Source organism: Devosia sp. Micro-HW1, from assembly GCF_056341075.1.
In genome coordinates this window covers 512,158-531,065 of sequence record NZ_CP094375.1, presented here as the reverse complement: position 1 = coordinate 531,065, position 18,908 = coordinate 512,158, and the positions used below count along the sequence as shown (strand labels likewise).

The 18,908-nt window shown below is 63.8% G+C and carries 15 protein-coding genes; 13 read left to right on the top strand and 2 right to left on the bottom strand.

The genetic code is table 11. The features are described from left to right. Positions 1-63: 63 nt before the first annotated feature. The 8 genes from MQW79_RS02430 to lexA all read left to right on the top strand — a co-directional run bounded on the left by MQW79_RS02430 (position 64) and on the right by lexA (position 8,638). Positions 64-1,935: a peptidyl-prolyl cis-trans isomerase gene (locus tag MQW79_RS02430; RefSeq protein WP_476586611.1), complete on the top strand. Its 1,872-nt coding sequence runs from the start codon at positions 64-66 to the stop codon at positions 1,933-1,935. Between the two features lie 31 nt (positions 1,936-1,966). After that, positions 1,967-3,472, top strand: a complete 1,506-nt coding sequence (trpE, locus tag MQW79_RS02425) for an anthranilate synthase component I (protein ID WP_476586610.1) — start codon at positions 1,967-1,969, stop codon at positions 3,470-3,472. A gap of 226 nt (positions 3,473-3,698) precedes the next feature. Continuing rightward, positions 3,699-4,298, top strand: a complete 600-nt coding sequence (locus tag MQW79_RS02420; protein ID WP_476586609.1) for an anthranilate synthase component II — start codon at positions 3,699-3,701, stop codon at positions 4,296-4,298. Next, entirely contained in the window at positions 4,295-5,317 is a 1,023-nt protein-coding gene (gene trpD, locus MQW79_RS02415) for an anthranilate phosphoribosyltransferase (RefSeq protein WP_476586608.1), read from the top strand. Before MQW79_RS02420 ends, trpD begins: the two co-directional genes overlap by 4 nt. Beyond that, a complete protein-coding gene (trpC, locus tag MQW79_RS02410; RefSeq protein ID WP_476586607.1) occupies positions 5,314-6,126 on the top strand; it encodes an indole-3-glycerol phosphate synthase TrpC in 813 nt (270 codons plus the stop codon). The genes trpD and trpC overlap by 4 nt, the downstream gene beginning before the upstream one ends. Next, a complete protein-coding gene (gene moaC / locus MQW79_RS02405; RefSeq protein ID WP_476586606.1) occupies positions 6,126-6,605 on the top strand; it encodes a cyclic pyranopterin monophosphate synthase MoaC in 480 nt (159 codons plus the stop codon). The genes trpC and moaC overlap by 1 nt, the downstream gene beginning before the upstream one ends. Further along, positions 6,602-7,804 (top strand): molybdopterin molybdotransferase MoeA, encoded by a 1,203-nt coding sequence (locus MQW79_RS02400; RefSeq protein WP_476586605.1) that lies wholly within the window; start codon positions 6,602-6,604, stop codon positions 7,802-7,804. The genes moaC and MQW79_RS02400 overlap by 4 nt, the downstream gene beginning before the upstream one ends. Before the next feature lie 117 nt (positions 7,805-7,921). After that, complete coding sequence (gene lexA / locus MQW79_RS02395; RefSeq protein ID WP_476586604.1) at positions 7,922-8,638, top strand: transcriptional repressor LexA; 717 nt, start codon at positions 7,922-7,924, stop codon at positions 8,636-8,638. Positions 8,639-8,835: 197 nt separating this feature from the next. On the opposite strand, the gene MQW79_RS02390 is transcribed toward lexA, so the two are convergent. Next, a complete protein-coding gene (locus MQW79_RS02390) occupies positions 8,836-10,644 on the bottom strand; it encodes an IlvD/Edd family dehydratase (RefSeq protein ID WP_476586602.1) in 1,809 nt (602 codons plus the stop codon). A 294-nt stretch (positions 10,645-10,938) separates the two neighbouring features. Between MQW79_RS02390 and MQW79_RS02385 the strand changes: the two genes are divergently transcribed. Genes MQW79_RS02385 through MQW79_RS02370 form a run of 4 tightly spaced genes read left to right on the top strand, consistent with a single transcriptional unit; the run spans position 10,939 to position 15,314 of the window. Further along, on the top strand, positions 10,939-11,856 hold the full coding sequence (locus MQW79_RS02385; protein ID WP_476586601.1) for a 2-dehydro-3-deoxygalactonokinase: 918 nt from the start codon (positions 10,939-10,941) through the stop codon (positions 11,854-11,856). 11 nt (positions 11,857-11,867) lie between these two features. After that, positions 11,868-12,479 carry a 2-dehydro-3-deoxy-6-phosphogalactonate aldolase gene (locus tag MQW79_RS02380; RefSeq protein WP_476586600.1) on the top strand — a complete coding sequence of 204 codons (612 nt, stop codon included), beginning with the start codon at positions 11,868-11,870 and terminating at the stop codon, positions 12,477-12,479. Continuing rightward, positions 12,476-13,351: an SMP-30/gluconolactonase/LRE family protein gene (locus MQW79_RS02375; RefSeq protein WP_476586598.1), complete on the top strand. Its 876-nt coding sequence runs from the start codon at positions 12,476-12,478 to the stop codon at positions 13,349-13,351. The genes MQW79_RS02380 and MQW79_RS02375 overlap by 4 nt, the downstream gene beginning before the upstream one ends. Before the next feature lie 7 nt (positions 13,352-13,358). Then, complete coding sequence (locus tag MQW79_RS02370) at positions 13,359-15,314, top strand: beta-galactosidase (RefSeq protein ID WP_476586597.1); 1,956 nt, start codon at positions 13,359-13,361, stop codon at positions 15,312-15,314. On the opposite strand, the gene MQW79_RS02365 is transcribed toward MQW79_RS02370, so the two are convergent. Beyond that, complete coding sequence (locus MQW79_RS02365; protein ID WP_476586596.1) at positions 15,283-17,325, bottom strand: ComEC/Rec2 family competence protein; 2,043 nt, start codon at positions 17,323-17,325, stop codon at positions 15,283-15,285. The two genes, MQW79_RS02370 and MQW79_RS02365, sit on opposite strands and share 32 nt — an antisense overlap. 163 nt (positions 17,326-17,488) lie before the next feature. Here MQW79_RS02365 and gltX point away from each other — a divergent pair, with 163 nt between their 5' ends. Then, entirely contained in the window at positions 17,489-18,904 is a 1,416-nt protein-coding gene (gene gltX / locus MQW79_RS02360) for a glutamate--tRNA ligase (protein WP_476586595.1), read from the top strand. Positions 18,905-18,908 lie beyond the last annotated feature (4 nt).

Genomic DNA, 18,908 nt, shown 5'->3' with positions numbered 1-18,908 from the left:
TTGTCTTACTAGTCTGCCCGTACCTTCGCGGTAAAGGGTTGGACCCGAAACGGAACGCTTCAGATGCTCGATGGTTTGCGTAGTTTTGCAAAATCCTGGCCGGGAAAGATCATGGGAGCGTTCCTGCTCGTGGGTGTCGCGGGGTTCGGCATCAACAATGTGATCGTTGACCTGGGCAGCAACACTGTCGCCCGTGTCGGCAACGAGGAAATCAACTCCCGCGAGTTCCTGCGTGCCTATTCGAGCCGGGCCAGCGCCATTGCGCAACAGATGGGGTCGGTTCCCACTGCCAGCCAGGCCGAAGCCATGGGCCTGCCCACCGCTGTCCTGCTCAACCTGTCGGAAGGCGCGGCGCTCGACACGCTGGCCAATGACTTCGGCCTCGGCGTGTCCGACGCCAAGCTTGGCGAGCTGACGCGCTCGGATCCGTCTTTCGGTGGCACGCTGGGCAATTTCGACGCGACGCGCTTCAGCCAGGTGTTGCAGGCCTCCGGCTGGACCGAGGCCGAATATTTTGAGGCGCGCGGCGACGAGGCACGCCGGGGGCAGCTGCTTTCGACCCTGTTTGCCGGTTCGGACATGCCCGACGTCGCGGTGGGCCTGATCAACGACTACGCCCGGGCCACCCGCACCATCGACTATATAGCGCTGAGCGAGACCAGCATCGAGACGCCGGCCGCGCCGACCGAAGAGGAACTGGCCGCCTACCTGGCCGAACACCAGGCCGAGTTCCGCACTGTGGAGACCCGCGAGGTCAGCCTGCTGGATCTGTCCCTGGCGTCGCTGGCGGCGACCAAGACCGTGACCGACGAGGAGATCGCGGCAGAATACGAGGCCACCAAGGCCAACCTGACGACGCCCGAGCGCCGCACCCTGGAACAGGTGACGCTGGCAACGCCGGAACTGGTGGCCCAGTTTGAAGCCGGCCTGGCTGCCGGCACCGACTTCGCAACCCTGGCCACCGAAGCCGGCCTGACGCCATCGGGCATGGGCACACTGGCGCAGTCGGAAATCACCGACAGCGCCCTCGCCTCGACTGCTTTCGGCCTGCCCGAAAACGGTTTTGCGATCCTTGAAGGTATTGGCGGCCAGCGCGCCGTGCATGTGGCTGCCATCGAGCCGGCCGGCGAGCCGACACTCGAAGAAGCCCGCGAGCAGATTTCCGACCGCCTGGCGCAGGCGCAGGCTCGCGCTGAAATCAATGACGTGCTCGACCAGATCGAGGAACTGCGCGCCGCCTTCCAGCCGATCGAGCAGATTGCCGACCGTTACGGCCTGCCGGTTTACCAGCTTGATGTCACGGCCGGCGGCTCAGAGCTGTCCGCCATGCCGAACCTCAGCGCTGAAGACTATTCGCGGGTTGCCCAGGCCATTTTCGCCGCCAACCCGGACCGCCTGATCCCGGCTGTGCCGCTGTCGGGCAATGCCCATGTGTGGTTTGACCTGAACGAAGTGGCTCCTGCCCGCGACCAGACCCTGGATGAGGTGCGCGCCGAGGTGGAAGCCGCCATCATCGAAGAGCGGACCAACAATGCGCTGCTTGCCAAGAGCGAGGAGATCGTGACCCGCCTCGAGAACGGTGAAACGCTGGCCGATGTCGGCTTCGAGCTCAGCGCCTTCCCGCAGTTGAGTTCACCCTTCACCCGCTTCGGCTCCGACGATGGGCTTATCGACCCCACCGTGGCCGCAGCAGCGTTTGCGGGTGGGCCCGATCATGCCGGCTCGGCTGTCAGCGAAGCAGGCGAAGTCGTGGTTTTCCAGGTCATCGACGTGACCGAAGGCACGCCGCTCGAACAGGCAACCCTCGACAGCATCAATGCCGAATATGCTTCCGGCCTCCAGAGCGAATTCGTCGCTGCCGTCCGCGAAGATGCGGGCCTGAGGATCAACCAGCAGGCACTCAACCAGCTGCTCGTGAACAATTACGGCCAGTAACGGCGTAACCAACCAACGGAACCAGACCAAAATGGGCGACTACACCAAGACCCTTACCGCGCAATACGATGCCGGAAAGTCTGGGCTTGTCTGGCGTCGCATCGTGGCGGACCTGGAAACTCCGGTTGGTACCTATCTCAAGCTGGCGGCGGGCCGCACCCACACCTTCCTGCTCGAAAGCGTGCAGGACGGGACGACCCGCGGCCGCTATTCGATGATCGGCCTCCTGCCCGACCTGATCCTCAAGGTCGAAGACGGCAAGGCGAGCATCAACCGCTCTGCCCAGACTGCGCCGGACGCCTTCTCGCCGCTCGACGACAAACCGCTCGACGCCCTGCGCAAGCTGGTGGCCGAAAGCCAGATCGAGATGCCGCCGGGCCTGCCGCCACAATCCGCGGGCATCTACGGCTATCTCGGCTACGAGATGGTCCGCTACATGGAAGTGTTGCCCAACGGCAATCCTGACGACTTGCAGACCCCGGAAGCCGTCCTGACGCGGCCTTCGCTGCTTGCGGTGTTCGATACGGTCAAGGATGAGCTTTACCTCACCGCACCGGTCTATGTGCGCGAGGGTGTGAGTGCCTCACAGGCTCTGGCGGCGGCGGAAAGCCGGATCGACGACGCCATTGCGCGCCTTTCGCGGGCGATGCCGCCGACGACTGCCCTGCCCGACCTCGGTTCCATCGCGGTGACCAGCAACACCTCGAAGGAAGAATATTTCGGCATGGTCGCCAGGGCCAAGGACTACATCACCGCCGGGGATATTTTCCAGGTGGTGCTGAGCCAGCGCTTCTCGGCCGATTTCACCCTGCCCCCGACGGCGCTCTACCGGGCGCTGCGGCGGACCAATCCCAGCCCCTATATGTATTTCTTCGATTTCGGCAGCTTTGCAGTGGCCGGTTCGAGCCCGGAAATCCTGGTGCGGGTGCAGGACGGCAATGTCACCATCCGGCCCATTGCCGGTACCCGCAAGCGCGGCTCCACCCCTGATCGGGACAAGGAGCTGGCCGAAGAATTGCTGAGCGATCCCAAGGAGCTGAGCGAGCACCTGATGCTGCTTGACCTGGGGCGCAACGACGTGGGCCGCGTGGCCAAGACCGGCACGGTCAAAGTGACCGACAAGTTCTTCCTCGAATACTATTCCCACGTCATGCACATCGTTTCCAATGTGGTCGGTGTGCTCGATCCGCAATATGATTTCGTCGATGCCCTGTCGGCCGGTTTCCCGGCGGGCACGGTTTCGGGCGCGCCGAAAGTGCGGGCCATGGAAATCATCGACGAACTCGAAAAATCGCGGCGCGGTATCTATGGCGGCTGCGTGGGCTATTTTGGCGCCGACGGAACGATGGACACCTGCATCGTGCTGCGCACCGGCATCGTCAAGGATGGCAAGCTCTACGTGCAGTCGGGCGCCGGTATCGTCGCTGATTCAAAGCCCGAACTTGAACAGCTCGAATGCGAGAACAAGGCCCGCGCCCTTTTCAGCGCAGCCGAGGAAGCGCTACGGTATGCTGGAGAAGCAGGGGTGGGGCAGTGAGTGCGGCGCGTTTTAGCGATGGCTTGTCCTTTCCTTCGTCATTGCCCGGCTCGTCCGGGCAATCCACCCTGCGTGGCAACATCGCATGGACCACCGGGACAGGCCCGGTGGTGACGATGATCGAGAGCCCAATGATCGGGCGATGGCGGGGTTGGTTCTGAAACTGGGGTTCCCGCTTCCGCGGGAATGACCCGGTGGTTAGAAACAGCCCACTGAGGACAAAAGAATGACCAAGACCCTCGTCATCGATAACTATGACAGCTTTACCTACAATCTCGTCCATTTCCTGGGCGAATTGGGCGCCGACATCACCGTCAGGCGTAACGACAAGATTACCCTTGAAGAGATCGCCGCCATGGCGCCGGAGGCAATCGTGCTGTCACCCGGCCCCTGCACGCCCAATGAGGCAGGCATCTGCCTGGCGGTGATCGACCGCTTCAAGAACACGACGCCGATGCTGGGGGTGTGCCTTGGCCACCAGGCCATGGGCCAGGCGCTGGGTGGCGACGTGGTACGGGCGCCGAGCCTGTTCCATGGCAAGACCAGCAAAATCAACCATACCGGCAAGGGCATTTTCCGCGGCCTCAATGCCGGGTTCGAGGCCACGCGCTATCATTCGCTGATCGTCAAGGCCGACACCCTGCCCGACGTGCTGGAAGTGACGGCGACGACCGACGATGGGCTGATCATGGGCATGCAGCACAAGACGCTGCCGATTCATGGCGTGCAGTTCCACCCCGAAAGCATCGCTTCGGAAAACGGTCACGCCCTGCTGCAGAATTTCCTCAACATTGCCCGTGACTTCAACGGCAGGAAGGCTGCGTGATGGACATCAAGTCAGCCCTCAACAAGATTGCCGACGGCAAGGATCTTACGGGCGAGGAAATGCGCGGCGTGATGCGCGTCATCATGGCCGGCGAAGCCACGCAGGCGCAGATCGGCGCTTTCCTGATGGGGATGCGCATCAAGGGCGAGACCGTCGGCGAAATCGCTGCGGCCGTGTCCATCCTGCGCGAGCAGATGGTGCCCGTGTCCGCGCCCGAAAATGCCATCGACATTGTGGGCACCGGCGGCGATGGCGTCGGCAGCCTCAACATTTCCACCGCCACGGCGCTGGTTGTGGCGGCGGCTGGTGTGCCGGTGGCCAAGCACGGCAACAAGGCGCTGTCCTCGCGGTCTGGCTCGTCGCAGGCGCTGGAGGCTCTGGGCGTAAAGCTCGACCTGACGCCGGAGCAGATCGGCAAGACCATTGCCGAGGCCAATATCGGCTTCATGTTTGCGCCCCATCATCATCCGGCCATGCGGCATGTGGGCCCTGCCCGCGCCGAAATGGGCGTGCGGACGCTGTTCAACCTGCTTGGACCCCAGTCCAACCCGGCCGGCGTGCGGCGATACCTGCTGGGCGTCTATTCCCAGCAATGGGTTGAGCCTGTCGCGGCAGCGCTGCTGGCCAACCGCGCCATCAAGGCCTGGGTGGTGCATTCGAGCGAGGGACTCGACGAGCTTTCCACCTCGGGCCCCAATTTCGTCGCCCAGATCGCCAATGGCGACCTGCGCAGCTTTGAAATCCATCCCGAACGCGTCGGCCTCAAGCTGACTGATCCCAAGGACCTGCTGGGTGGTGAGCCCGCCGACAATGCGGCCGCCATCGTGGCGCTGTTCGAGGGGGCGCCGGGCGCGTATCGTGACACCGTGCTGCTGAACGCCGGGGCGGCGCTGCTGGTGGCCGACAAGGTCGCGACCATCGAGGACGGCATTGCCCTGGCCCGCGAAACCATTGACACCGGCAAGGCGAAGGCGACGCTCGCCCGCCTCGTCGCCGTATCGAACGGACATGCATCATGAGCGATTTTCTCAAGCAGATCGAAATCTACAAGCGCGAAGAAATCGCCGCGGCCAAGAGCATGCGCCCCTGGGCGGAAGTCGTCGCCGAGGCTCACGACCAGCCGCCGCCCCGTGGATTTGTCAAAGCCATCAAGGACAAGCGCGCCCGGGGCGATTTTGCCCTCATCGCCGAGGTGAAGAAGGCCAGCCCGTCAAAAGGCCTGATCCGCCCCGATTTTCATCCGGCCGAGATCGCGCGCGCCTATGAAACGGCTGGCGCGGCATGCCTCTCCGTCCTTACCGACCGGCCCAGCTTCCAGGGTTCGCCAAGCTACCTGATTGAAGCCCGCGCCGCGACGAAACTGCCGGTGCTGCGCAAGGACTTCCTGTTCGAAACCTACCAGGTGGCGGAAGCCCGTTCCTGGGGCGCGGACTGCATCCTCATCATCCTCGCCGCCGTGGGCGACGACGTCGCCCGCTATCTGCTCGATGCCGCCGAAGAATGGGGCATGGACGCGCTGGTGGAAGTGCATGACCAGCTCGAGCTGGATCGGGCGCTGGCGCTCGATGCCAAGTTCATCGGCGTCAACAACCGCAACCTGCGCACCTTCGAGACGACGCTCGAAACCACGGTGAACCTCGCCGCCGGCGTGCCAGACGGCGTGCTGCTGGTGAGCGAGAGCGGCATTGTCACCTACGAGCAGGTCAAGATGCTCGACGAGCGGTGCAATGTCGGCACCTTCCTCGTCGGCGAGAGCCTGATGCGGCAGGACGACGTTGTCGCCGCCACCCGCACGCTGCTTATGGGCGCTCCGGAAGCGGTGCGCTGATGTCCGGCGGCCTCACCCATCTCAACGAGAAGGGCGAGGCCCATATCGTCGACATCGGTGACAAGGCCGTTACGCGTCGCAAGGCCGTGGCGCAAGCGCGGATTTCCGGCCAGGCGACGACAATCGCCAACATTCTTGGTGGGGGCCTCAAGAAGGGCGATGCGCTCGCAGTCGCCCGCGTCGCCGGGATCATGGCGGCCAAGAAAACCAGTGAGCTGATCCCTCTCTGCCATCCCATTCCGCTCACCAAGGTGAGTGTTGAAATCGAGGGCGATGGTCCCGGCTCAATTCTCATTCTCGCCACGGCCGAAACCACCGGCCAGACCGGGGTGGAAATGGAAGCGCTGACGGCTGCTTCCGTTACGGCGCTCACCCTCTACGACATGGCCAAGGCCATAGACCGGGCCATGGTCATTTCCGATCTCTGCCTCGTCGAAAAGTCCGGCGGCAAGTCGGGCGACTTTTTGCGCGCGCCATGAGTCTGCTCCCCGTCGATGATGCCCTGAGGGCCATCCTGGGACGAGTTTCCGCCCCCGAGGCGGAGCGCGTGTCCATTGCGGCGGCCCTTGGGCGGGTCCTGGCCGAACCTCTCGTGGCGCAGCACCACCAGCCACCTTTCGACGCCAGCGCCATGGACGGCTATGCCATGCGTGCTGCCGACGTCGCCGAGGGCTCCTGGCTCAATGTGGTCGGCACGTCGCAGGCCGGGGCCGGCTTTGCAGGAACGGTCGGTCACGGCCAGACAATCCGGATCTTCACCGGCGCGCCGGTTCCTGCAGGGGCCGACACCGTCATCATGCAGGAAGAGGCCGTGCGCGAAGGCGACCGTGTGCGGTTCACCGCCCCTGCCCGGCCTGGCCACAGCGTCAGGCCGAAGGGCAACGACTTTGCGACCGGCCAGGTGCTGGTGCCGGCTGGCACCCGCCTCACGCCGATGCAGATCGCGGTGGCGGCTGCGGCCAACGCGCCGGAGCTCGTCGTGGCAAGGCGTCCTCGGATCGGGCTTGTGGCAACCGGTGACGAACTCGTGCTCCCCGGCAGTGCATTGGGGCCGGACCAGATCGTCGCCTCCAACAGTTTCGGGCTCGGCGCCATGCTGGCGCCCTATGCGGAAGCGGTGACCGATCACGGCATTGTCCCTGATACTGTCGATGCGCTGCGCACCAGACTCGGCGCCGCCTTCGCCGACGAGCCGGATTTTCTCATCACCACCGGCGGCGCATCGGTGGGCGAGCATGACCTGGTTCAGGATGTGCTGGCAGAACTCGGCGTGACGCTGGATTTCTGGCGGATCAACATGCGCCCGGGCAAGCCACTGATGTTTGGCGTGCGCGGCAAGACTCTCGTGTTCGGACTGCCAGGCAATCCCGTCTCGGCCATGGTCACGGCACTCGTCTTCATCAAGCCGGCCCTGCGTGCCTTCCTGGGTCACGCCGAACCAGACGCGTTGCGTCTGCCGCTTGCGGGTCCCACGCCGCCCAACACCGCTCGCCGCCATTTCATGCGTGCCAAACTCGTTCATGGCGAGACGGGCCCTCTGGCCGAACCGATCAGCCAGACGGACAGCGGCCACACCTCGTCCCTGGCCTCCGCTGACCTGCTCATTGTCCAGCCTGAGCACGACCCCGGTCAGCCTGCCGGAACGCTTGTTGAAGTCAGTAGCATCGACGGATTCTGATCTACAATCGCGTTCATGTGAACCGTCCAGGCCCCGATCCGGCAGAGGGCATTGCAGAACATAACTGGAACATGTATGGTCGTTCCGTCTATGTTCCGATTCTGGACCGAGGGGCCGATGCTGACACGCAAACAACACGAGCTGCTGATGTTCATCCATGAAAGGATGAAGGAGAGCGGCATTCCCCCCAGCTTCGACGAAATGAAGGATGCCCTTGATCTGGCATCGAAATCCGGCATCCACAGGCTGATCACGGCGCTCGAGGAACGTGGCTTTATCCGCCGCCTGCCGAACCGTGCCCGGGCGCTGGAAGTGGTAAAGCTCCCTGACTCGATGAATCCATCGCTCGGCGGCCGCAAGGCACGCTTCGAGCCGGCGGTCATCGAGGGCAATCTGGGCAAGGTCGCGAGCCCCCCTGCCCGCGGTAATGCCGGTGGCGAGGACTATGCGCGGCCGGTCTCGATCCCGGTGATGGGCCGCATCGCGGCTGGTACCCCCATCGAGGCCATCCAGTCCCATTCCCATACTATTGCCGTGCCGCCCGAAATGCTCGGCGCCGGTGAACATTATGCCCTTGAAGTGCGCGGCGATTCCATGATCGACGCCGGCATTTTCGATGGCGATACCGTGCTCATCAAGAAGCAGGAACACGCCTCGACCGGCGAGATCATCGTTGCCCTGGTGGATGACGAGGAAGCGACCCTCAAGCGTCTCCGCCGCAAGGGCGATACGGTGGCGCTGGAGGCCGCGAACCCGGCCTACGAAACCCGCATCTTCCCGCCAGACCGGGTCAAGGTGCAGGGCCGCCTCGTTGGGCTTTTGCGCAAGTATTGACCCCTTTCCCCCCGGAAATTGGAAAAGGCCCGCCGACTGGCGGGCCTTTTGGTTTTTGGCTTGGGGAGTGACACCGTCACTGCGTTTGCATCGTCATTGCCGGACTTGTCCCGGCAATCCCACTTGTAGAGGCACTGACCACCGGGCCAAGCCCGGTGGCGACGTCTGGCCGGGTGTTCCCGCCTAGGCGGACATGCCTAGTGGTTGTCGCGCGGCAGGCCTTCGGTCTGAGCAATGCGCTGGTACTTTTCGGCGGGCTTGAGGATGGCGCCGTCGCCCAGCTGCCCGACGAGGCCACGCTGGATTTCCTGCCACGGGGTCTGGTGCCTGGGGAACTTGTAGCCCCCTTCCGCTTCCAGCGCCGCGCGGCGGTTGGCGATTTCCTCGGCCGAGATCAAGATGTCGGCTTCGCCCTTGTTAAGGTCGATGCGCACCCGGTCACCGGTCTTGAGGATGGCAAGGTTGCCACCGGCCGCCGCCTCAGGCGAGGCATTGAGGATCGAGGGCGAGCCTGACGTGCCCGACTGGCGGCCGTCACCGATACAGGCGAGTGAAGAGACGCCCTTCTTGATGAGGTAGGCCGGCGGCCGCATGTTGACCACTTCTGCAGCGCCCGGATAGCCGATCGGGCCAGCGCCGCGCATGAAGAGCAGCGTGTGCTCGTCGATCTCGAGAGCCGGGTCATCGATGCGGTTGTGATAGTCCTCGGGGCCGTCGAAGACCACAGCCTTGCCCTCGAACATGCCCGGATGGGCGGGATCGGAGAGATAGCGGTCACGGAACTCGGCCGAGATGACCGACGTCTTCATGATGGCATTGTCGAAAAGATTGCCGCGCAGCACGAGGAAGCCGGCTTCCTTCTTCAGCGGGTTGTCGAAATGCCGGATGACCTTGTCGTCTTCGATCGTGGTTGTGCGGCAGTTCTCGCCAATGGTCTTGCCGTTGACCGTGGGGGCGTTCTCATGAATGAGGCCCTGCGCCATCAGCTCGTTGACCACGGCGGGGACACCACCGGCATGGTAGTAGTCCTCACCCAGATATTCGCCAGCCGGCTGCAGGTTGACCAGCAGCGGCACCTTGTGACCGTGCTGCTGCCACTCATCGATGTTGAGATCGACGCCGATATGCTTGGCAATGGCGTTGATGTGGATCGGCGCGTTGGTTGAGCCGCCAATGGCGGAATTGACCACGATGGCGTTGAGGAAGTTTTCCTTGGTCAGGATGTCAGAGGGCTTGAGGTCCTCGTGCACCATTTCCACGGCGCGCTTGCCGGTGCGCCAGGCCATTTCCTGGCGGTCGCGATAGGGCGCGGGAATCGCGGCCGAACCGGGCAGCTGCATGCCGAGGGCTTCGGCCAGCGAGTTCATGGTCGAGGCCGTGCCCATGGTGTTGCAATAGCCGGTCGAGGGTGCGGAGGACGCCACCAGCTCGATGAACTTGGGATAGTCGATCTCGCCGGCGGCGAGCATCTGGCGGGCCTTCCAGACGATCGTGCCCGAACCGGTGCGCTCACCCTTGTGCCAGCCATTGAGCATGGGGCCGACCGAGAGGGCGATGGCCGGAATATTGACGGTGGCCGCACCCATCAGCATGGCCGGGGTCGTCTTGTCGCAACCGATGGTCAGCACCACGCCATCGAGCGGATAGCCGTAGAGAACTTCGACGAGACCGAGATAGGCAAGGTTCCGGTCGAGGCCGGCGGTGGGGCGCTTGCCGGTTTCCTGGATCGGATGGACCGGAAATTCGATGGCGATGCCGCCCGCTTCGCGAATGCCTTCGCGGACGCGCTCGGCCAGCACGATGTGATGACGGTTGCAGGGGCTGAGGTCAGAGCCGGTCTGGGCAATGCCGATGATGGGCTTGCCGGACTGCAGTTCTTCACGCGACACACCGAAATTCATGTAGCGCTCGAGATAGAGCGCGGTCATATCCGGATTGTCAGGGTTGTCGAACCATGCGCGCGAGCGCAGCTTGCGGCCGCCGGTGGCGCCATTGTTTGCAGTCATCTTGCCTGTTCCTTGCTGATCCGCCAGGTATGCGGAAGTGAGGGCCTTGGTTGCGCTGTTCTATCACGGTCTATGGCGCTGTGAATGGGTTACAGCCAAAAAATCATACAAATCGGAAAGGTGCGCTGATAGTATGGTGGAAATCTGTCTTCCGCACCGATCCAGCTTACCACCGGACGGGTGGAGACCTGGCCTTTGCGCTATTGCAGGGCGCGGGTGGAATCGGTCTGGCCAGCGGCGATGCTGAGCTTTAGGGTCGCGCGCAAATCAGCCCGACCGGGAGCGAGGACGACTTTGAACGACACAATTTCATGGATCGCGGTGGACTGGGGCACATCCAACCTGCGCGCATGGGGTATAGCCAGCGACGGTGCCGTGGTGGCATCGGCTGGTTCCGATCAGGGCATGGGCAAGCTGACCCGTGAACAGTTCCCGGAGGCACTGACGGCGGTCGTGAGCCAGCTTGCACCCGAGCCAGGGCTAATGGATGTGGTGATTTGCGGAATGGCCGGCGCGCGCCAGGGCTGGCTGGAAGCGCCGTATCTCGATGCGCCGACTGACCTCTCCGCGCTTGGACGCGGGGCCGTGCATCCCGAGGTCCCGGGGACGAGCCTGCGTGTGTCGATCCTGCCCGGTGTCTGCCAGCGCGAGGGCGGCGAGAATGTCATGCGCGGCGAGGAAACTCAGCTTCTGGGCCTGGCCGCCATTTCTCCGGGCTATTCGGGCGTGGTCTGCATGCCCGGCACGCATTCGAAATGGGCGCATCTGGAGGGCACCCGGATCTCGAGCTTTTCGACCGCGATGACCGGCGAAATGTTCGAGCTGCTGAAAACTCATTCGGTGCTGCGCCATTCGCTGAACGGGCCGCTCGATGGAGCCGAGCACGAACACGGCTTCCAGGTCGGTGCCCGGGCCGGCCTCGACCATCCCGAAATGCTGCTCGGCCAGTTGTTCCGCACCCGTGCGTCGTCCCTGCTGTCGGGGCGTACGCCGGACTGGTGCGCGGGCTACCTTTCGGGCCTGCTGATCGGTACCGAGATTGCCGCCAATCGTCACCTGATCGGCACCGATCCTGTGCCACTGATTGGCTCTGCAGCGCTTTGCTCGCTCTATGCCAGCGTGCTGGGCATGGCCGGTTCGGCCGGTCGCGTCGTTGATTCCACCGAAGTGGTGCTGGCCGGCCTGAAGGCCGCACGCACTTCGATTGCCTGAGGGTTTTCATCGTGTCCCATCGTCACATCATCGCCATTCTGCGCGGTATCACACCAGATGAAGCCGTGCCCGTGTGTACGGCCCTGGTCGAGGCCGGCATCACCTTCATCGAGGTGCCGCTCAATTCGCCCAATGCGGTAGACAGCATTGGGCGTGCTGCCGCCGCTCTGTCCGACCGAGCGGAAATCGGCGCCGGCACCGTTCTGACGCCGGAGGATGTGCGTGCCGTGGCTGGCGCTGGCGGCACGTTCATCGTCTCACCCGACACCAATCCCGAGGTGATCGGCGAGACCGTTCGGCTTGGCCTGAAATCCTATCCGGGGGTGTTCTCGCCCACCGATGCTTTTGCAGCCATTCGCGCCGGGGCAACGGGACTCAAATTTTTTCCGGCAGAGGTGCTGGGATCAAAGGGTATCAAGGCGATGAAGGCAGTGCTGCCGCCGGCCCTGCCCGTCTACGCCGTGGGGGGTGCCAATCCCGACAATTTCCATGAGTTCTTTGCCGCCGGCTGCACCGGCTTCGGTCTTGGGACCTATATCTACAAACCCGGCATGAGCGTTGCCGAAGTGGCCGAACGCGCCCAGCTCGCCGTTGCCGCCTATGACAAGGGACAGACCAAGTGAACCAGACCGCAAAGCTCCTCATCGACAGCCAGTGCGCCCTGGGCGAAGGCCCGTTCTGGCATGTCGGCCGCCAGCAGCTCTTCTGGTTCGACATCAACAACAAGACGCTGTTTGCGGCTGATGCCGAGGGCAAGGCAGCCGGCGAGTGGCATTTCGACGAGATCGTCGCCGCTGCCGCCATTATCGATGATGAGACGCTGGCGATCGCCGCCGAAACCGGCCTCAAGCGCTTCGATCTGGTTTCCGGCGCCACGGTGCATCTGCACGATATCGAGAGCGACGTGCCGACCAATCGCACCAATGACAGCCGGGTGCATCCTTCGGGAGCCTTCTGGATTGGCACCATGGTCAAGGAGGAGGGTCCCAAGGACGGTGCCGTCTATCACTACCGGGAAGGCAAGCTGACCAAGATCATCGGTAACGTCGCCATTCCCAATGCGACCTGCTTTTCGCCCGATGGTCGCACGGCCTATTGGACCGATACGCCGGACCAGAAGATCCTCAAATGCGCCGTGGATCCGGAAACCGGCTTGCCTGTGGGCGAATGGGAGCTGTTCGCCGATGTGACCGATCACCCGGGCTATCCCGATGGCGCCGTGGTCGACAGCGAAGGTTATCTCTGGAACGCGCGCTGGGGCGGCAACTGCGTCATCCGCTATGCGCCTGATGGAACGATTGATCGTATCGTAGACGTACCGGTGAGCCAGGTCACCTGCCCGGCCTTTGGCGGCAAGGATTTCAAGCGCCTGTTCCTTACCACGGCCAACAAGAACATGTCGCCTGAACAGCTGGCGGCCGAAAAGGTGGCGGGCGGGGTGTTCTATATCGACCTCGACATTGCCGGCCTGCCGGAAGCCAAGATCAAGCTCTGAGACCCAAATGATCAGCCCCACACTCGGCGTCTGCTACTATCCCGAACACTGGCCCGAAGACTGGTGGGAGACTGATGCAAAGCGGATGGCCGAGGTGGCCATACGTTATGTCCGCATCGGCGAGTTCGCCTGGTCGCGGCTGGAGCCAACCCCCGGTGATCTCAGGCTCGACTGGATGGTCCGGGCCATGGACGTCCTCGGGCGGCACGGGCTCAAGGTGATCGTCGGCACGCCCACGGCCACGCCGCCGCGCTGGATGGTGGACAAGCATCCCGACATGCTGGCAGTGGACCGCGAAGGCCGCCGCAAGGGTTTTGGGTCGCGCCGGCACTACGACTTTTCCCATCTCGGGTTCCGGGAAGAAAGTGCACGCATTACACGCATTCTGGCCGAGGCGCTGAGCGGCCATCCAGCCCTTGCCGGCTGGCAGACGGACAATGAATATGGCTGCCATGGCACGACCTATTCCTATTCCCCCGCGGCGCTTGAAGGCTTCCGCGCCTGGCTCAAGGACAAGTATGGGACAATCGAGGCGCTGAACCAGGCCTGGGGCAATGTGTTCTGGTCGATGGAATATAACCGCTTTGACCAGATCGACCTGCCAAACCTGCTCGTCTGTGACGCGGCGCCCGCCCATGAGCTCGATTTCCGGCGCTATTCTTCCGACCAGGTCGCGGCCTTCAACAAGGTCCAGTACGACATCCTGAAGGCCAGCCGGCCTGACCTGCCGGTGATCCACAATTTCATGAGCCGCTATAGCGAGTTCGACCATTTCAAGCTGGCGGAAACGCTCGACATTGCCAGTTGGGATTCCTATCCCATCGGGCACCTGGCCAAGAGCGACCAGAGCGAAGAGCACAAGGCGCTCTATCTTCGACAGGGCGATCCTGACAATGCCGCCTTCCACCATGATCTCTACCGCAGCGTCGGGCATGGGCGCATGTGGATCATGGAGCAGCAGCCGGGGCCCGTGAACTGGGCCGACGCCAATCCCGATCCGCTGCCCGGCATGGCGCGCCTCTGGGCCTGGGAGGCCTTCGCCCATGGGGCGGAAGTCGTGTCCTATTTCCGCTGGCGGCAGGCGCCGTTCGCGCAGGAACAGATGCATGCGGGCCTATTGCGCCCCGACAGCGAACCGGCTCCTGCCTATGGCGAAGCCGGCCAGGTGGCGCGGGAACTGCAGCAGATCGCGCTCGGCGCTGCGACCAAAGGCAGGGTCGCGGTGATCTATGACTACGAGAGCGAGTGGGCCTGGGAAATCCAGCCGCAGGCGGCCGGTTTCAGCCACGGCAATCACGTCCGCGGGCTCTATTCGGCCTTCCGCAAGCACGGCCTGGACGTGGACGTGCTGCCGCCAGGCACAAGGGACCTTACCGGATACGACATTGTTGCCATTCCCGCCCTTCTCGCCTGGACAGAGGCCCTGCGCGAGGCGGTCGCGAATTTTGAGGGGCACTTGCTCGTGGGGCCGCGCACCGGATCCAAGACCGAGCACTTCGCCATGCCAGCCCGGCTTGGCCCGGATCTCGGGGCCAACCTTCTCGATCTAAAGGTGGCGCGCGTGGACAGCCTTCCTGCCGGGATCAAGGTCGCGGTCAAGGGCGGCGGTTCGGCGCAGCTGTGGCGCGAAAAGGTCGATGGCAAGGCAGAAGTCATCATGGAGGACGAGGAAGGCGTGCCGGTCCTGCTCTCGCAGGGCAAGCTCTTCTATCTCACCACCAGCGGCGACAAGGCGCTGGTGCAGCGCGTGGTCGACTACCTCATTGCCGAGGCCGATACACCAATACTGTCCCTCCCGACAGGCGTTCGGTGTCGCGTGCGGGGCGATTTCCGGATCTATGTGAACTACTCGTCGGGTCACCAGACGCTCACCCAGGCTGCCGATGAGGCCGGCTATGTGCTGGGCGGCGCCGACATTCCGGCCGCCGGGGTCAGCGTGGCAAAACTCGCCAGGGCCGGTTGATCGAGTCTATGGCGGGGTGGATATCGAACCGCCCTGCCCCTTCGTTCCAGCTCAGGGCATGGACACCGCCGCGCTCCAGTTCGTCGGCGCCAATCACCAGCCCGTTGTCGCGACAATAGTGCGGCGCGACGAGGCGGGCCACGAGCAAGTCGTGCCGGCCGCAGTCTTCGGCAAAGGCGGCCGCATTGCGCACGATGGCCACGCTGTAGTCCGGGGCCGTGACGACACAGCCCAGAGTGTCGCAGCGCGCATCGGGATGGCTTGCCGCGATCGCGGTCTGAAAGTGCTCACTCCACACATCGACCGAAAAGCTGCCGGTGCGGCCGCTGGCCAGCGCCATGGCGTCGCCGTCGCGGACGGCAACGGCCTGCGTGGTATCCGAGATCAGAATGTCGGGCCGGGCGACGAAACCGAACAGCAGGATGACAGCGGTTCCCGCGGCTGGCGCCAGCAGCCGCCAGCGCGTGTCCATGAAGGCGAACCAGGCCAGGGCGACGAGGCCGACGCCCAGCGTCCATCCGGCAAGCAAGGGATTGCCGGTCCAGCCGGCGCTCCAGCCGGCAACGAGATCTGCGATGTCGACCATGCGATCTATGCCCCAGCCCATGATGCGCAGGACAGGCTCATCCAGGCCGAGGGGCATGGCGAGAACCGACAGCACGCCAAAGGGCATGATAACGAGGCTGACGAAGGGCAAGGCCAGGACATTGCCCAGCACGCCGAGCGGCGCGGTCTGCTGGAAGTGGTAGGCCGAAAAGAGGAGCGTAGCGAGACCGGCCACGAGACTGGTCCATGCCGTCATGCCGACCACTCCGGCGATGCGGCGAACGTAACCCGGCTCGCCAGGCAATCCGGCGCGCGGCAATTCAAAAATGCCGATGAGCCCGACCACGGCGGCGAAGGACAATTGAAAACTCGGACGGAAGATACTGGCAGGGTCGATAAGCATGATGACAATGGCGGCTATGGCGACATTGCGCATGGTGAGAGCCCGCCTTCCTGCGAGAACGGCCCCGAAGATCAACCCCAGCATCAGGGTGGAACGGAAGGCCGGAACATTGTCCACACCGCCGGCGAGCAGCAGGTAGAGGAAAGCAGCCGCCAGGCCGACTACGGCCGCAATCTGCTTGACCGGCCATGCGACCAGGCCCGGAACGGATGCCAGAGCCAGGCGTACCAGCCAGAAGATGCCACCGGCGACGATGGAAAGATGTAGGCCGGAAATGGAATAGATATGGGCCAGCCCCGAGGCCGCCATGACCTCACGCGTTTCGTCCGAAATGGTGCTCTGGTCTCCCACAACCATGGCCTTGGCGATGGTCGAGGTTTCGCCCTCAAGAACCGCATCGATGCGGTTGCCGATCGTGTTGCGCAGCGTTTGCACCGCGCGCGCAAGGCTGATGCCTTCTGCTCCGGCGACGAGTTCGACCTTTCCGGTCACGGAGCCATAGGCTCCGATGCCGATGAAATAGGAATGAAACTGACCATCATGCGCGCCGGGCAGCACGGGGCCCGGGATGGGTGCCAGTCTCAATTCGCCGCGGAGCCGATCCCCTGGCCGGAAGGGCACCTCGCTGGGCAGGAGTAGGCGCGCGCGGCGAATTGGCACGGACCGGGCGTCGGCAAGCGGCGTCAGGTCCGAAACAACGACGCGCTGTGCCTTATCATCGCTCGAGAGCACTTCGTCGACCACGGCCTCATAGGTCCCATAGGCAGGAAAGGCCAGCATGGGTGTGCCGAACGCCAGACCGTGCAGGGGCAAGAGGCAGAAGCCGAACCAGAGACAGAGAAGCTGCACAGTCCACCTCAGGCCCGGGACCGAACGCTGCCACAAGGCAATGACCAGGACGGCCAGCATGGCAAGCGTACCGGCCAGATAAACTTGTGTATTCGGGTCTTCCGGCAGTCCGGCATAGATGGACAATCCGGCGATCAGGCCAAACGGCAGCAGGATGAACAGCCGGCGCCCCTCGATTGCTGCACGGACCGCGCCCCGGAACCCTGACAGCATTTGGCCAGGCTCAAGCACCATCGCGCCGCGACCGCGTATTCGTGGCCACAGTCTTCCGCGCCCCCCGACAGCCTGTTGCCCAGCCTCCATGCGCCCCTGCCCTTGCGCTCAAGCCCGCCTATGCTACACACGGCCCGCAATTCCTCAAATCTTTCCGGTTGCCATGTCTCAGGTCGTCACCCGCTTTGCTCCTTCTCCCACCGGCTATCTGCACATCGGCGGTGCCCGCACCGCACTGTTCAGCTGGGCCTATGCCAAGAACAAGGGCGGGAAGATGCTGCTGCGGATCGAGGACACCGACCGCGAACGTTCCACTGAAGCCGCCGTCACAGCGCTGATCGACGGGCTCAAATGGCTCGGCCTCGATTGGGACGGCGAGCCGATCAGCCAGTTCGCCCGCGCCTCGCGCCACGCCGAGGTCGCCCATGAGCTGGTGAAGATGGGTCATGCCTATTATTGCTACTGCTCGCCCGAAGAGCTCGACCAGATGCGTGAGGAGGCTCGTGCTGCCGGCAAGCCCCCGCGCTATAACGGCTATTGGCGCGACCGCGACGTCTCCGAGGCGCCCGAGGGCATCAAGCCGGTCGTGCGCATCAAGGCGCCGCTGACCGGCGAGATCGTCGTGCACGACCATGTCCAGGGTGACGTGGTGTTCAAGACCGAGAACCTCGATGACTTCATCATCCTGCGCTCGGACGGCACGCCGACCTATATGCATGCCGTGGTCGTCGATGACCACGACATGGGCGTGACCCACATCATTCGCGGCGACGACCATCTGACCAATGCCGCCCGGCAGATCGTCATCTACAATGCCATGGGCTGGACCGTGCCTGACATGGCGCATATCCCGCTGATTCATGGTCCGGATGGCGCCAAGCTCTCCAAGCGCCATGGCGCCCTGGGTGTCGAGGCCTATCGCCAGATGGGCTACCTGCCCGAGGCCGTGCGCAACTACCTGGCGCGCCTCGGCTGGAGCCATGGCGACGACGAAATCTTCTCGACCGAGCAGATGGTTGAGTGGTTCAGCCTCGAGGCCCTGAACAAGGGCGCGGCCCGCTTCGACTTCGTCAAGCTCGAGAACATCAACGGCCACTATATCCGCGAGGCCGACCCGACTTACCTCTACAATGTCATGGTATCGACGGCTCAGGAAGTGGGTCGCGAGGAGGACGCCAAGGGGCTCATGGCCAACCACAACACCGTCCTCGCCGCCCTGCCCGAACTGCAGCCGCGCGCCAAGACGGTGCTCGAACTTATCGACCTCGCGCAGTTCATCTATGCGCTGCGCCCGATCACGCCGGATGCGGCCGCAGCCGCCCTTTTGACCGATGACTCCCGCGCCGTGCTCAAGAGCATTGCCGATACGTTAGGGGGGCTTGCCGATTGGTCAGTGCCATCGATCGACGCGGCCATGCGTGCCCTCGCCGAAGAGAAGGGCCTCAAGCTTGGCAAGCTGGCCCAGCCCCTGCGTGCCGCACTCACCGGACGCACCGTATCTCCGGGGATTTTTGAGGTCATGGTGCTGATCGGCCGCGAGGAAAGCCTCGCGCGACTCGGTGACCAGATCGGCGGCTGAGGTC